This is a genomic window from Sabulibacter ruber, from assembly GCF_017355955.1.
Taxonomy (GTDB): domain Bacteria; phylum Bacteroidota; class Bacteroidia; order Cytophagales; family Hymenobacteraceae; genus Nibribacter; species Nibribacter ruber_A.
The window spans coordinates 1,030,968-1,046,885 of record NZ_JAFFID010000002.1; the positions used below are offsets into that span (position 1 = coordinate 1,030,968).

General features: G+C 49.4%; 13 protein-coding genes. 8 read left to right on the forward strand and 5 right to left on the reverse strand.

The window, feature by feature from the left end; all coding sequences use genetic code 11:
* Positions 1–28 precede the first annotated feature (28 nt).
* From JT719_RS15530 to JT719_RS15545, 4 genes are all read right to left on the reverse strand, one after another.
* Positions 29–307, reverse strand: a complete 279-nt coding sequence (locus JT719_RS15530; protein ID WP_207434231.1) for a (2Fe-2S) ferredoxin domain-containing protein — start codon at positions 305–307, stop codon at positions 29–31.
* Positions 308–465: 158 nt separating this feature from the next.
* The gene (locus JT719_RS15535; protein WP_207434232.1) at positions 466–1,029 is read right to left on the reverse strand and encodes a hypothetical protein; all 564 of its coding nucleotides are present in this window, start codon (positions 1,027–1,029) and stop codon (positions 466–468) included.
* Between the two features lie 233 nt (positions 1,030–1,262).
* Positions 1,263–4,799, reverse strand: coding sequence for a DUF7948 domain-containing protein (locus tag JT719_RS15540; RefSeq protein ID WP_207434233.1), 3,537 nt, complete (start codon positions 4,797–4,799; stop codon positions 1,263–1,265).
* Between the two features lie 120 nt (positions 4,800–4,919).
* On the reverse strand, positions 4,920–5,444 hold the full coding sequence (locus tag JT719_RS15545) for a YfiT family bacillithiol transferase (protein WP_207434234.1): 525 nt from the start codon (positions 5,442–5,444) through the stop codon (positions 4,920–4,922).
* A 392-nt stretch (positions 5,445–5,836) separates the two neighbouring features.
* On the opposite strand from JT719_RS15545, the gene mutM reads away from it, so the two are divergent.
* The 8 genes from mutM (at position 5,837) to asnB (ending at position 13,358) form a co-directional block, all read left to right on the forward strand.
* Positions 5,837–6,652 (forward strand): DNA-formamidopyrimidine glycosylase, encoded by an 816-nt coding sequence (gene mutM, locus JT719_RS15550; RefSeq protein ID WP_207434235.1) that lies wholly within the window; start codon positions 5,837–5,839, stop codon positions 6,650–6,652.
* Positions 6,653–6,856: 204 nt separating this feature from the next.
* Entirely contained in the window at positions 6,857–7,459 is a 603-nt protein-coding gene (locus tag JT719_RS15555; protein WP_207434236.1) for a hypothetical protein, read from the forward strand.
* Positions 7,460–7,528: 69 nt separating this feature from the next.
* The gene (locus JT719_RS15560; RefSeq protein WP_207434237.1) at positions 7,529–8,356 is read left to right on the forward strand and encodes a hypothetical protein; all 828 of its coding nucleotides are present in this window, start codon (positions 7,529–7,531) and stop codon (positions 8,354–8,356) included.
* Positions 8,357–8,441: 85 nt separating this feature from the next.
* The gene (locus JT719_RS15565) at positions 8,442–9,071 is read left to right on the forward strand and encodes a hypothetical protein (RefSeq protein ID WP_207434238.1); all 630 of its coding nucleotides are present in this window, start codon (positions 8,442–8,444) and stop codon (positions 9,069–9,071) included.
* A 91-nt stretch (positions 9,072–9,162) separates the two neighbouring features.
* A complete protein-coding gene (locus tag JT719_RS15570; RefSeq protein ID WP_207434239.1) occupies positions 9,163–9,774 on the forward strand; it encodes a DUF6985 domain-containing protein in 612 nt (203 codons plus the stop codon).
* Between the two features lie 508 nt (positions 9,775–10,282).
* Entirely contained in the window at positions 10,283–10,846 is a 564-nt protein-coding gene (locus tag JT719_RS15575; RefSeq protein WP_278251870.1) for a Crp/Fnr family transcriptional regulator, read from the forward strand.
* 82 nt (positions 10,847–10,928) lie between these two features.
* Positions 10,929–11,348, forward strand: coding sequence for an inner membrane protein YiaA (gene yiaA / locus JT719_RS15580; RefSeq protein WP_207434241.1), 420 nt, complete (start codon positions 10,929–10,931; stop codon positions 11,346–11,348).
* Between the two features lie 315 nt (positions 11,349–11,663).
* Positions 11,664–13,358: an asparagine synthase B gene (asnB, locus tag JT719_RS15585; RefSeq protein WP_207434242.1), complete on the forward strand. Its 1,695-nt coding sequence runs from the start codon at positions 11,664–11,666 to the stop codon at positions 13,356–13,358.
* 215 nt (positions 13,359–13,573) lie between these two features.
* Here the strand turns inward: asnB and tamL are convergent, their stop codons facing one another.
* Entirely contained in the window at positions 13,574–15,901 is a 2,328-nt protein-coding gene (gene tamL / locus JT719_RS25545; RefSeq protein WP_207434243.1) for a translocation and assembly module lipoprotein TamL, read from the reverse strand.
* Positions 15,902–15,918 lie beyond the last annotated feature (17 nt).

Below are 15,918 nucleotides of genomic sequence, written 5' to 3' on the forward strand. Positions count from 1 at the left end.
CTCAGGCCCGTAAGTCTGAGGGATTTTTTTATTGGCCCTGGTTCAGGACCTGCTCCCGGAAAACCTGTAAAATCTGGCCTTCGGTCATGTCCTGCAACCAAACATTCTGCGGTTGTATGCTGAAGATAGGGCCGTGCTTGCACCGGTCAGTACAATCGGTTTTGATGATCTCCACCTCGTCTTTGAGGCCCGCCATCTTCAATTGGTCGCGCATGTTCTTGCGTATCTCTTTGCCGCCGCGTTTCTGGCATTTGCCGCTGCCACAGGCATAGATAACCTGGCGGGGCGTTTTGGGGCTTTTACTCATAATTGCTTTTTGCCTCTCTTCCGTGGTTGTACGGCCAATCCTGGGCACTGGCTGGTTTACATGAGAAGAGCTGCTAGGTTAAGAAAAAGTATTCCGGGTGTTTCTAGCCTGTTTCAAGGAAAATACCTCTAAAACAGCCTAACGGAAAGGTGCAGGGTTTATTCTTCATCGTAGGCAGTGGACCGGCGCTGCGACCTTACCACTTGCCAGATGTACAACAAAATGCCCAGCGCAAGAAAACCGTAAATGGCATAGTTGATGCCTCCGCTGTTTTGTTTGGCCACGCTTTCGCTGCCCACAAAGAAAGAGAGGTTCTTGGCCGGTGCCGCCAGACCGTAGAGTTTTCGGGTGCCGCCAGTTTCAATCACGTCTTCACGGGTGCTGTACTCTACCCGTACCTTGTCGCCGGGTTTCACCTGGGCCCTAAACGCCGCCGTGTCAAAAGAGGTCTCTTGCGGGCCCGCCAGTTCAAAGCGCTCAGAGAATTCCCTGAGCCAGATGCCGTAATCCTTTTCCCCCTCGGGGGTTTTCTTGAATGAATAATTGCTGAGGGTTCCTTCTGTTGCCACCAGGTCCTGCTCGCCGCGTACTTCCTGCGTGAAGCTCTTGAAAATCAGGAGAGCCAAGCCCAGGATAATCAGAATGGTAGCAGGCAGAAACCGGCCCGAGATGGGCATGGGGAAAGTAGGAACGCCTAAAGTGCGTCTACCGCGTCTTGACATAGTATCTAAAATGTATCAGGTCCTAAAAATATTAAAACTATTGGGGGTTTAGAAGAGTTCGCTTCTTTCCGGTATTCTTATGCGTTTGTGCGGTGTATCGTATGATGCCTGAAGAAAGGATTTTCAATAAAAACGAGGTCAGTTTTAGGGCTATTTTCTGGAAAGCAGCCCTAAAACTGACCTCGTATCTTTAGATGCAGACTTGCTTGTGCAGTAAGAGCAAGCCGTGCTTTTTATCTTACAATTTCAACCCAGCCCTTGGCCGAATTCCCCTCGGTGTCTTTCAGGATATAAAAGTAACTTCCGTCTGAGAGCTTGCCGCCATCCCACTTCTGGTTGTAGATTTTCTCCTGGTGTACCTGTTTGCCCCAGCGGTTATAGATGATGATCTCGGTAGGGAAACAACTGAAGTGCTGCACAAAGGTATCGTTCTTGCCATCGCCGTTGGGCGTGAAGATATTGGGCACAAACGGAGGGGCCACCACTACATCTCCTATCTCCAGGGTTTCCTGGCAGCCGTTGCCATAGGTGGCAACCAGGGTTACTTTATATTTGCCCGGCTGCTGGTAGAGATGCCGCGGCGACTTTTCATCTGATTGGGAGCCGTCCCCGAAAAACCAGGTGAAGCTTACGGCATTGTTGGTGCCATTGAAGAAAGCCGCATTGAACGGCGCATACCCCGAGATCTCAGGATTATCCGAGCACGCATTGGTCAAGCGGGCCTCCATGGTTGGTTTAGGCGGCACCGTAATGCGCTTGGTGTCGGTGGCTGGGCAGGGCGAGGTGATTGAGTATGTTACCTCAATGGTGCCCTCAAAGCCGGGTGGCGGCGTGAAAATGCCGGTAGGCGAAACGTTGGCTCCGGTCCAGGTTCCGCCGGCCAGGTTAGCCTTTAACTGGAAAGGAGTAGTACTGCCGGGGCAAAGCGTAGTATCAGGACCCAGGCTCACCTGCGGCAGAATCACTTCTATTTCCTGGGTAATGGAGCCACAGAACCCATTGGAACCATCGCTCCGGTAGGTAATGGTATGGCGGCCAACCCCTGCCACAGACGGGTTGAAATTAGAACCGCTTACGCCTGGGCCGGAGAAAACGCCTCCTGCCGGAGAGCCAGTCAAGGGCACCTGTACATTGGCGTTGGCGCAATATTTAGTTTCTGGGACAGACAGGGTGTGCGGTGCCGGTGGCGTCACGTTCATCACCATGGTGTTGGAAATGGAGCAGGAACCGGTACCGGTTACCGTGTAGGTAAGCGTGTGAGTACCAACCATGGCGTTAGTAGGCGTGAACCGAAATACTCCGCCCACCTGGGTAACACCATCGCCGGACCAGACCCCGCCGGAAGGAGTGCCGCGCAAGATGGTAGGGACAGCCCCTGCGCAGATTTCCTGGTCAGGGCCGGCATCGGCGCGGAGTTCCTCGGCAAAATCAAACTTAAAGGAGGCGTTGTTACAGTTAGCGCTGTTGTTGGTTCTGGAATAGAAGTTAGCCCCAATAGGAACCGGAAAGTTAGACCGACCCTGGCATCCGCCGCATACGGCCTGGTACACATATCCTTTTTTGTCAAAGCGGCTGGTGCCGCCGTCTACGTGCTCATTGCTGCCACCGGTAACTTGCTGGTTGCCTCCGTAGAAGGAAGCGTATAAAAGCTCGCTGGCATCGGTGCCTAATTGCATGAGGTAGAAGTCGCCGCCGTCGGTGGTGGTCTGGGCAGAGCCTGGGGTTACTGGTAACCCAATGGTGTTGCCGTTCCCGTACACGCCGCCGTTGTTGCTGCCACCCCAGCCAGACACATAAATCCGCTGGCATTCGTCTACCAGAAAGGCAGTGGGCGAGATATCTATGCTGCTCCTGCCCGAGCCAAACACGGTAGACCAGGTGCTGGTAGTAAGGTCATTGCTTAGTTTATGGATGAACTGGCGGCCGTTGTTGTTGGTGTATCTGCCCCGGGAAACCGGGTAACTGCCCAGGGTTTGCCCCAGCAGGTACACGCTGTTGTCTCCGTCTAACTGCAGGAAATAGGTCTGGTCATAGGTAGCAGTGCCCAGGAACGTGGCGCCCATGGTGGCGGTACCGGTACTGTTGATCTTGAGCACGAAACCATCCGTGCCGCCGGCCGAGGCAGGATTCAAGCCATTGGCGGTGCCGGGCAGGGTAGTGCTGGTGGTGCCTCCGCAGACGTACACCTGGCGGTCCTGGTCTACCTGGATGGAGTAAGCGGCATCAGAACCGTTGCCTCCGTAGAAGCTGGACCAAAGGATGCGGCTTAAATCTGGGGAAAGCTTGCAGATAACGGCATCATGCGAGCCCCCGTTGAACTGAGATTTGAAACCGTTCTGAGCCGGGAAGTCATTGGAGGCGGTGTTGGTGGCAATGTAAACGTTGCCGTCTGGGTCAGTGATGATGTCGCCGCGGTGCTGGTCGCCGTAGTTTTGCACCAATGCCGGGGTGATTATCCGGGAGAGGAGTCCTTCATTGTCGGTGCCGCCCAGAAACGTGGAGGCCAGCATCCGATCTCCGTTAGAGCTGAGCCGCGTGATCACCAGGTCTGAGCCTTCAAAATAGGCCGGGTTGCCGCCTGCGCCTAAAGGAGCAATAAACGGCCCGCCTTTGAAATCACGGCTGAAAGCGGTTTGGGAGGTGGGATAATCGGCGGAGCTGGTGGTGCCCAAGATGATCAGTTCATCAGAGGAGTTCACTACCAGACTGTGCGGAGTATCTGTTTCAATGCCGCCAATGTAGGTAGCGTATAACATGGCGGCATCGCCTACGGTTTGGGTATTGTACTTGGTGATAGCCATGTCCCAGGAACCGTTGTAAGATTCATCAAAAGCGCCCAAAGAAACAGGGTAGCCAACGCCGGACACAATGCCGCCAGAGTACATATTGCCCTGGCTGTCATAGGTGGCGGTAAAGCCCCAGTTATCGGCGGTGGAGCCGCTGAACGTAGAGAATTCTACCACGGGATCAATCACCAGCGGGTGCCGTTTGTCAAATCCTTTTGGGAACTGAAAAGAAAGCGTCTGGCCGTTAAGCTGGTACTGGCAAGGCACTGCCACGCGCCGGTTCTGGATCATCTGGTACGCAATAGGTTTGTGCTCCAGCACCTTGCCCACCAATGTTTCCACGTGCAGATTGCCATCCTGTAAGGAGAGCTGGCTAACTCCGTTGTACCGGAGTTTAATTTGATCCGGTGAAGTGCCGGCGGCCACGTGCAGGTCATATTTGAGCTTGCCACTCTGTTCATACAGAGCCATGTCTACGCCGGTGTAAAGGCTCTGGTACTGTACCCGCCGGAAGCCCCGGGCGTTGGTTCCCCACTTAGCCGGGTCTTTGCCCAGGTAATAGTTCCGGATACCCTGAGTGGCTTCCTGCCCCTGTGCAGAAGCCGCCGGGTTGGCATTTTCAAAGGTGACAGAATACGCGTGGCTCTGTCGTTTGTCTGCCTGTGCATTGGCGCGCAGGGTAGGAGCCGGTTTCTCTGAGGTGTGGCCGTGGGCTGCCGTAGCAGATGGATCCCGCAAAACGTACACAAAGCCATTGGGCTGCAGGAACATCTTTCCGCCGGGAACATCAGCGGCATGGGTGACCTGTTTGGGCCATTGCCCCCGGTTTTCAACAAACTCCAGGGTTCTTGAGTCAGAAATATTTTTGCTTGCAGGGGCGATGGCCTGTGGCGTTGGAACAACCGCAGGAGTAGGTGCATTCAGGAAGATTTGTAACAGCGACCAGAACGCGGTAATTACAAAAGCGGGGGCAGGCAGGCACATGGTCAGAAATCATTAACTTCTGACTAATCTAGCTAAAATTGTTTATATGATAGTTGAAATACCTGCTTAAACCTGCGCTGTTTTAAAAGGATTTTGGGAAAAAGAGGCACAAAACCCAAACTACCAGTCCATTCTGTCTTTTAGGGAAGTAATGTGCGCCAGGTGGTGCTCGCCGTGCCAGGCGTACATGCCCACCGCCTGAAACAAATACACCTCACCGTTCTGCGGATGCAGGAAAGATTTATGCCAGTCTTCCATGTCAAAAGACCTGAGCAGCAGAATCCACCGGTGGTGCAGCGCCTCCAACAAACGCAGTGACAATTCTGTATCTGCCCAGCGGGCGTCGTGCAGGTACGCCCACGCAGATTCTTCATACGCCTTGATCAAAGGACGGTCCTCGGTTAAGGCCAGCCTGAAGCGAGTGTAGCTGTTGATGTGGCTATCGGCCAGGTGATGCACCACCTGCCGCAGGGTCCAGCCGCCGGCCCGGTAAGAAGTATCCAGTTGTTCGTCTGAAAGGTTCACCACCGCTGCCCGCAACAGAGCCGGAAGCGCCTCAATAGACGCCATGGCCTGTTTCACAAGGGCTGACCGGTACAGGGGTGGGGTTTCAAACCGACCTACAGGATATCTTAGTTTTTCCAAGGGTAGAGTAGAGGTTTCCATACAGATAAGAGAACTGGTCTTAACAAATCTAACGAATAACACGGTTCTAGGCTGCGTTTTTGGCCTGTATTTTTGATTTTCAGGGTAAAAGCCTATGACCCACGGAGTTGATTCCGTATTTACTCGTTTACAGAAAACCGAGAAGGAGTTGAGGAGCCGTTATCCTGGCAGAAAGAAACGCAGGCCAGCTCCCAAACCATGAAAGCGGGATGGAAAAAGCATTCATTGGTGCTTTGCAGGGCCAAACGCAACGCTCAGGAACCAACTAAAATAAGCCGTTTCGCAACAATGTATGGCCGCTGGTGGTTGAAGGTAGTGCATCGTTTTCAGGTTGATTTTCTGAAAGCAGCCCCAAACCAAACATTGCTGCCATGCCGGAGTTGCCCGAGGTAGAAACTTACCGCCGATTCATTGATGAAACCTGCCTGTACCAACTCATTACCGAGGTAGAGGTGCAGGACCCCAAGCGCCAGTTGCTGGTAGATCTGGACGATTTCCGGAAAGCCTTGCGGGGTAATCAGTTCATCGGTACCCAACGCATTGGCAAGCAACTGTTCCTGCTCACCGCAAATGGCCCCCTGGTGACCATGCACTTTGGAATGACCGGCGATGTGGCCTACTACCGCGATGAAGCCGATACGCCCCGGTTTGCCCGGGCGGTGTTTTACTTTGAGACAGGCTTTAAATTCGCGTTCATTGATTCCCGTAAGTTCGGGCGTTTAGGGCTTGCCCAGAGCGTAGATGCCTTTCGGCAGCAGAAAAAGCTAGGCCCCGATGCCCTCACCCTCACCACCGAGGAACTGACCCGGGGGATAGCCAAAAAGAAATCGGCTATCAAGCCCCTGCTGCTGGACCAGCGCATTGCGCCCGGTGTAGGCAACTGGATTGCCGATGAAGTTCTGTTTCAGGCGCAGCTGGAACCCGAGCGCCCCGCCGATACCCTGCAGCCCGCCGAGATTGACCGTCTGGCCACCACCATCCGGGAAGTGCTGGAAACGGCTATCGCCGCCGAAGCCATTTACCGCGATTTCCCATCGCATTACCTCATCCACGCCCGTGAATGGGACGACGCGCCTGTGTCTGCCGAAACCAATGCGCACCTCAACTGCCCCCGCTGCGGCACCTTCATCCAGAAAAAATACGTGGCCGGCCGCGCCACCTACTTTTGCCCCACTTGCCAGGTATGATTCTTCCTGGGGTCAATCCGTTTCAAGTGAAAAGGGGAAAATGAGGCTATATATGACTGACGAAATATTGTATATTCGTTCGTTCAGTTCTGGTTATCAGTCTACCCTTGGTTGGATAACCGAACCTGATTCTGTAGGTAGAGAGCTGAGAACCGGAGTAGGTTGTAGTTATATGATAGTTTTAGGTAATCAATGAAATAAAAAATGCGCTTATTGTTGACACTTTTTTTTGCGCTCACCTTTACTTGCGGGACAGCGCAAAAGATTGGCGCATGGTATAGAACAGTATCCGAAGAGAATAAACCGATTCACTACTTAATCTTTCTCGATAGTAAAAATTGCAGACTTGCAGTTCCAGCGCGCAACCATGCGGATGCAATGGTCAGGCAAAAAAGAGACTTCCATTTAACCTACACAAAAAAGGACGATACAATATACTTTTCAGCTACAGAACCAGTTGAAAATGACTCGCTGATACAGCGCTTTCTTGACTCGCGCTTCACTACCAATACTCAGAATAAGCTTCATGACTTTGTTTCTGATTATACTTATATTGATAAGAACCTAGTTAAGGATAGATACACCATCTACGCAATAGAGGGAGAGGTTTTTAAGCAACGTGCAGCAGTAGTAGACGGATACGGATTGGTTAGGAAGGACTATAAGATGAGCAGGAGGTTGAGAAAAAGATTAAGCGAGGTAAAAAGCGACGACTACTCTATGAGCATCTTAAGAGGTAAGCCTGCATATAAAAAATACGGTCTCATCGGACTGAACGGGGTAATTGAGTTCGTGAGGAAAAAATAACTACCTACAACACCTAAACGTCAGTTTCGGCCGGCGGACTTGCCCTTCGTTTAGCCGTTGTTGTGGAGTATGCATGGATATAATCCAGATATGAAGAGAATCGGTATAACTTTTTTGTTTTGGATGGTTTGCCTTGCTTCATTAGCTTCAAATCCATTCTGGGTTCAAATGGACAAGAAAATTCTGAAGCAGCTTAATGAGTTGGATAAAGCTGATCCTAGCCAAGTTGAGTCTTTCTTCTTACAACATAGACGTAATCCTGAAAAAGTAAATCTGGGTTTCGGCTGGTCATTATGGAACACAAGAATAGGTGGCGGTTATATCTCACTAAGCGCTGTGATTATTTATCACAATGACAGTATTATCAGCTACAGAATGTATTCGGACTTGCCCAACGACAAAAAGTTAATTGGGAAATACACTAAATGGTTTGAGAAAACCTTTGATGTTGATTCAGGAAAGGTAAAGCCCTACAGATATAGAGAAAGCTCTCTATTTAAACCATTAGCAGAGTACGATGGTCCTTTAACAACCCAAGAAGTTTCCCATGAGGTTCTTACCTATATGACACCATATTCAGGAACAACATATGGGTATGCAGGCGGCTACAGTGGCGAATTATTATCGAACAGAGAGGAGTTTATCAGTATTGAACCTGGCTTGTCATCAGAGAAAGCTATCTTGTTGATGTACTCCATAAACCCAGCCAGTAGGCTTACAGCAATTGAATACTATAAAAAGCATAAGGATAAGTTCAGGAATCAAAGACAGGTAGAAGATTGGATTGAGCAAGTCTACAAAGAGGTGCCAACAGTGGAGACTCTGTTTGGCTGTTCAAGAGAGACTAAAGAAAGCAGATACCTTGTGGAGTATTACTCACGAATAAAAGAAGAATAGAAAGTACACCTCACAGCAACAGCCAAAGCACAATAAAGTCTGCCTTAGAGAAGTACGTTATGGCCAACTCTATTAATTATAATGAATGAAACATGTATTCAAAATTTTATTTGTACTCTTAATTACATCTTGTTCTAACTCAACCCAAGAAAGTGCGCCTAGCACTTCAATAGAAGAAAAGCCGACAGCGCATTCTGTCATCCAACCAGCCCAGGAACATCATGGGGACTCCATTCAAAAAGTGGCGGACACATCTCCTGATGAAGAAGAATCTGAAGAATGTGTTTTTGATCAGACAACTCAAACCGATAAGTTCCTGCGGAATATTAAAGAACTCAATGGCTACAAGTGGGACCATGAAAAACGGACAGCGACCTTTGTGCTTGAAACTGGTGACACGCTGTTAATCTACAGGGGCGGTTGCAACCACTTTACTGTATCGGCTGAGTTCAGGCTAAGAAACGACAAAACTGACTACACCCAATGGCGTAACGTCTACAAGAAAGTGCTGTGGGTTGCAAAGATTCTTGACAAAGAGTTTGACTACCAAGAACTCAAACAGGACATAGAATTGAATAAAGTAAAGGTTGAGAAATATGACCACGCAGATATAGCGTCATTCTCAAATGAGATTTTGATAGATAGGAACTATTCAATTGTTCGCGAGTTGGGGCCAGAAGTTAAGGTCATTACGCTGAGTTACTCAATCGTTTAAAAAAGATCAGGCTGTAATAACACCTAAACGCCAGCTTCAGTCGATGGCTTTGCCTGTCGTTTATACCATACGTTAGCAACAAGCTTAAAAAATGAAATCAATAACCAGTAACATCATAGGTGAACTAAGACAATATGACGAGTTTGAAGATTGGTGGGAAAGCGAATTGATTGAGATTCCTTTTTTCAATAAAAAGATGAAAATCACCTTTATGTATTTTGTTCCTGAAAGTGATCCTGAATTTATCAAAGAATCTGACGAAGCACTTAAAAGCTTTTTGCAAAAGGCTGGGACTGATAAATTTCTGATTTCTGGTCTTGTTTATAAAAACTGTATGGATTTTCTAAATGCTATTGAATATGATGAAACTGATCAGTCGCTTTGGAGAATGAAAGACAAAAATGAAATCTGGAATCACGTTCAGCCAAGTCATATTTATATTACTAGAAGACCTTACAAAGACAAAGATGTTTATGTTGATATTAATTGTGAATGTGACTGGGAACAAGAACACGGGTTGCAATTAGTATTTAGACAGGGGAAGAAAATAGCCCGAGTTAGCCAAATTGACGGACACTTGACAGATGCAGATGCTTATGACAAACCAGACGAAGAAGATGAATTGTTGAGTCAATTTGAAATGGAAGAAAAAGCCAACCGCCAACAATGCATAAGAGCAATGGCAGGGAAAATGTTGAGCTAAAAGAAAGTAAAGATAAAATACGGTCTTGGTGGAAAAGACTGTGGTCTTAAATCTTCCACTACTCTTATTTGTGACCATTGTCGCTGATTAAGAAATACAATGGACGTATAGCTAAATGGGAATAATTAGGTTCTTGATATTGATTCCAGTGGTTTTACTTGTAGGGTGTAGCCCTTTAAGGAATTTGAGCCCTGCAACGTATCTAATTGAACCGATCTCTAAAACCGAATTAATAAAGTTAAATGGTCGCTATAATGGTGTTCAGGATACTGTATTTGGGAAGATAGATCATTTTTCTGGCATGGGGCTTTGCTCTTTTTGCTGGGGGCTCAGATAAAGGAAGATCAACATCAATTTATAAAGCAGTAGAAGAATAATGGGTAAACGTCACCTTGTCTGTAGGTCCTGCACGCCTCATGACAAGACCATCAGGCTACTATTAAAGATTGAAATCCCTTTTCCTTATTAAGTAAACCTCATTCCATATCCAAAGTAAAAGAGCTTATTAATGAATGCATTGCTTCATTGCATATCGCAATACCATCCCATTTCTTTAGTAGCTTGGGAGGCCCTCTCCAAAGCATTAACACGGGTAGAACTTTCAAGGAATTCTTTTTTAGTACAGGAAGGAACGGTGTGCAATCATCTGTACTTTCTGGAGCAAGGTTGTTTGCGCGGATATTATAACCTGGATGGGAAGGAGATTACCTATTGGTTTGGCTTCGAGAATAATTTCATTACTTCATTTTACAGCTTCATTTCCCGGAAACCGGGCGTAGAAAACATACAAGCCTTAGAGGACTCCACCTTGTGGGGCATCAGTTTTGAAGCCCTGAACCAGTTGTTTGATCTTCATAGTGATCTTGAGCGCCTTGTTCGTATCATAAATGAGCAGTACTACATCAGGCTGGAAGAACGGTTGATGGGCCTGCAGTTCAAAACGGCCCGGGAGCGGTATGAACAGCTCATTGAAACCTCCCCGCATATTCTTCAGAGGATCTCTCTGGGGCAAACAGCGTCTTACCTTGGGATCAGCCAGGAAACGCTGAGCCGGATCAGAAGCCAGGTTTAGTTTCCTGCCTTTTTTGACAATTGTCAAAAGAAAGGAGTTAGGGGTGGTATACCTTTGATTCATCACTTCACAAAAGACAAAGATGAATCAGAAACCTTCAAACGCGTTTGTTGCGGCCGCTTGGGCTACTTTACTCACTGGTGTAACCGCATACATCATAGGGCTGTGGAATGCCGAAATGTTGCTGAACGAAAAAGGCTATTTTTTCACCATCCTGATGTACGGTTTGTTCTCGGCCATCTCCCTCCAGAAAAGCGTGCGCGACCAATTGGACGGCATACCTGTTACCAGTATCTATTATGGGCTCAGTTGGTTTTCTACCATTCTGGCGGTGGTGCTGCTAACAGTGGGGCTTTGGAACGCCAGTTTACTTCTTAGCGAAAAAGGTTTTTATGCAATGTCATTCTTACTAAGCCTTTTTGCTGCTATCACGGTTCAGAAAAACACCAGAGACAGCTTAGGGAAAGAAGCGCCTGCTAAGAACAATGCTGAGGTTTATTAACAGTATGGCAGGGTTTGCCTCAAGAGGAAAGCAGAAAAGGCAAGCCAACCAAGTAAACTCCCTATAAGTGGTCACTACCCATCCACTGTTTTCCTTTCTCCCATCTCTGCTAACGCCCTTTCATCACTTTGCCAACTTGATACCGTTTTAGGGGTATTTTCTGAAAAATTCCTTCTTTTCAGGAGCAAAGACATTAACCAAACAGCTGTTTGGTTGAATAATTACTAACAAAAAACTTAAAAGTTTGTCAATATTACTTTGTTTTTAAATGAATACTACGATATTTGTTAATCATAACTTTAAAATTCAAGTATCGTGTGTGGAATTGTTTGTGCTTTTGATCTAAAGGAAACTTCTGAAGCGTTACGACCTCAGATTTTGGAAATGGCGAAATGCATTCGCCACCGTGGGCCAGACTGGAGCGGAATCTTCAGTAACGAGAAAGCCATTTTAGCGCATGAGCGCCTGGCTATTGTAGATCCTACCTCGGGCAAGCAGCCATTGTTTAGCCAAGACGGTAAACTGGTGCTCGCGGCAAACGGAGAAATTTATAACCACCTGGAGCTGCGCGCCAATCTCAATATAGAATATAACTTCCTGACCAAGTCAGACTGCGAGGTAATCCTGGCGCTGTACAGAGAGAAAGGCACCCGGTTCCTGGACGACCTGAACGGCATCTTTGGGTTTGCCATCTATGATATAGAAAACAATGAGTACCTCATTGCCCGTGACCACATGGGCATTATTCCGCTGTACATAGGCTGGGACCAAAGCGGTACATTCTATGTGGCCTCTGAATTGAAGGCGTTAGAAGGAAAATGCGCCAAAATTGAATTGTTCCCGCCGGGCCATTACCTGTCCAGCAAAGAAGAAGGTTTCCAGCGGTGGTATTCCCGCGACTGGACGGAGTATGAAAACGTGGCCCAAAACGAAACCGATATCCAGGCCCTGAGAGAAGCGCTGGAGGCCGCGGTGCACCGTCAGTTAATGAGCGACGTGCCGTATGGCGTATTGCTATCGGGTGGGTTAGACTCCTCTATCACCTCGGCCATTGCCAAAAAGTATGCCGATAAGCGCATTGAAAGCAATGACAAAGAAGCTGCCTGGTGGCCGCAACTGCATTCGTTCGCCATCGGGTTGGAAGGCTCGCCAGACTTAGCCGCCGCCCAGAAAGTAGCCGACCATTTAGGCACCGTGCACCATGAGATAAAGTTTACTATCCAGGAGGGGATAGACGCCATCAAAGATGTGATTTACCACCTGGAGACGTATGATGTAACCACCGTACGGGCTTCTACTCCTATGTACCTGATGGCCCGCGCCATCAAAGCCATGGGCATTAAAATGGTGCTCTCAGGCGAAGGCTCAGACGAGATTTTTGGTGGTTACCTGTACTTCCACAAAGCGCCAAACGCCCGGGAATTCCACGAGGAAACCGTCCGGAAGTTAGACAAACTGCACATGTATGACTGCCTGCGTGCAAACAAATCTCTCTGCGCCTGGGGCATTGAAGGACGTGTGCCGTTCCTGGACAAAGAGTTCATGGACGTAGCCATGCGCATCAACCCTAAAGACAAGATGATTAACGGCGAGCGCATGGAGAAATGGGTGCTGCGGAAAGCCTTTGAAGACTACCTGCCAGCCAGCGTGGCCTGGCGCCAGAAAGAGCAGTTCTCAGACGGGGTAGGCTATAACTGGATTGATACCCTGAAAGAAATGGTGAACAGAAAAGTGACCGATGAGCAACTAGCCAACGCCAGCACCCGGTTCCCCATCCAGCCGCCTTCAAGCAAGGAAGAGTACTACTACCGTTCCATCTTTGAGCAACATTTCCCCAGCGATGCCGCCGCCCTCTCGGTGCCTTCGGTGCCATCCGTAGCGTGCAGCACGCCTATTGCGCTGGAGTGGGATGCCTCTTTCAAGAACCTGAACGACCCATCGGGCAGAGCCGTGGCCAACGTGCACGCCGATGCGTATAAAAAAGACCTGGTTACGGAGACAGCTAATTAAATTTACGTCTTACAACAACAGAGCCCTGTCTGCTTAAAAGCGGGCAGGGCTCTGTTGTTTATGGGCTGATTTTCTGAAATCCTGGAAAAAGGACGCAGCGCAAAAACAGGATACTGGTAGTGGATAAGTAGGGAAGTGGCAATAAATAAGCTCCCGTTTTAAGGCAGTTTTCTTTAAAACAGCCTTGAAACGGGAGCAATAGGTAACTAAGTTTTTTAGAATGGATAGCCGATGGCCAGGTTCAGCACGCCCGTCCCGAAGAGTCCCGAGGCGGGCCGGCCTCCGTTAGGGTAGGTAGGGTCACGCAGCGGATACGCCAAATCTACCCGTATCACAAAGAACTGCACATCTATCCTAACCCCCGCACCGGCACCAATGGCCAGTTGGCTCATAAAGTTGCCGCTGAACTTTCCGCCCGGTCTGGTGGGGTCTTCGTTCACGAGCCAGATATTACCCGCATCCACAAACACAGCCCCCTTCAGGTAAGGATCTAAAAGCGGGAACCGGAACTCCGCGTTACCTTCCAGGCGGATGTCACCGGTCTGGTCAAAGTACGTGAAGCTCTGCGAAACCGGGTCGCCCACGTTTACCAACCTGGTGGGGTCATAAGAGCCCGGGCCAATGCTGCGGGCCGGGAACGCCCTGATACTGTTGGGTCCGCCTATGCCGTACTGTTTAATGTAGGGTAACACATTAGAGTTTCCGTAAGGCAAACCGTACCCGCCTAGCAGGCGAGTAGCCAGTACCAGTTTATCGGTGATGTTGAAGTAATACCGGGTTTCCAGATCGAACTTAACGTACTGAGACAACGCTTGCCCTCTGAAACGGTTAGGGTTCGCTGGATCGGCGGGCCGCTGATTCTTCACCCGGTAGAACAAGCCCCATAACCCACCAGATGCGTCAAAACCCGGGCTGATGTAGAACTGGTGCTTGCGCCCTTCCAGGCCTTGCGTGTTGTAGACAAACCGGTAGTTCCCGCCAATGATCAGCTGCTGGTCAAAGGACCTGGCTAGGAACGGACGGGCTGCCAACTCTGCCTCAAAAGCTGGAGTGGTATTCAACAAGCGGGCGTATTGTACCTGCACCGGGTTAATGGAGATCTCAGTGGTAGACCGTTGCCGCCAGGAGTACCCATATTCAAAGTTGAAGGAGTTTTGGTGGAAGTACTGCTGCCGGTTAATGAACCGGAAACCCAACCTGAAACGGGTTCTGGGCTGGTACATACTGGTGGAGATGCGGATGTCAAACGGCGAGATAATGCGGGGCACGTGCATCTCGGCATCGGCACCTACTTCAAAAGAGGAAAGACCAGTGCGGGCCGAATCACCACTGATCTGCGATTCAAAAGAACCCACCAGGTTTATGAGTAACAGCTCCGCCCCGCGCAACGCGTTCCGGTTCCGGAAACTGACGGTGACCCCAGGGCCTGCGTAGCCATTAGATTTCTGTACCGTCTGTATCTCTGCCCGTAGTGATTTCTTTTTAGCCTGCGTGAGCAAGATATCGGCGTTCAGGCGGCCGTCTCGCCCGGCAGAGTCAAGCGGCGTGAACCGGACCTCGGCAAACTTGAAGGTGCCCAGATCCATGAGACGGTTAATGGTCTGCAGGTGCCGTTTGCGACTGTACAGGTCATTGTTTTCAATGAACACCGCGTTCAGGATAGTGCGGGCTTTAAAGGTTTTCTCGTCTGGGTAATAGAGGTAATCGCGGTAGTGCACCGGCGGACCCACGTCGCCCAGGGTATCACCCAAAGAGAAGTCACTGAAGATTCTTACCTGTTGGTACCGGTACGGAATCAGCGTTTTAGTGGGAGCGGTATCTTTTATGCGCAAAAAGATGTTGACCTTGTTGTTCAGGGTGCTGTCTACGTGGTAAATGAGGTAGTCTTCGTCAAAGAAGAAAAAGCCCTTTTCTTTTAAGGCATCATTAATACGCAGCCGTTCCGCAATCAAGGTCTCCAGGTTATAAGGGTCGTTCACCTTCAGCAGGGTCTGCGGCTCGGTCTCCCTGATGGCCAAAGCCAGGCTGTCATTTCCTTGCGGGAACTGAATCTGCTGGATGGTGTACTGCTTGTTCACGGTGGCCGTGTAGTGCACCTTGGCCATTTTGCGTTTGCTGGTGCTGTCAATGCGGTGCTCCAGGGTTGGCGCAAAGTAGCCGTTGTTGTACAAGCGGTTGATCATCTGGCCCTGCACCCGCTCTGGGTGGGCTTCACTCAGCAGCACGGGCGGTTCCCCCAACCGGGTTTTGATCCAGTTGGCTATCCCTTTACGCTCACGGTTTCCGCCCATAGCGTTGTAGATCCAGAGTTTAGGCCGCATGCCCAGAAAAGAGATATTGGGTTGCGGTCTTATAGCGGCTCCCAGTTCAGTTTCCAGGGCTTTGGTGTCTGTGTCTGGGTTAGGGGAGTTGACCTTGATATCGCCGCCGATGTAGAGGTAGTCGCCCTGGGGAACGCTTTTGGTGCTGCTGCAACCAGCCAGAAAGGCCAGCAACAATACCAAAGGCATGCTGAAGGGAAGAGAGGAACGGAGGTACTTCACAGGTTTGTAAGGCGATA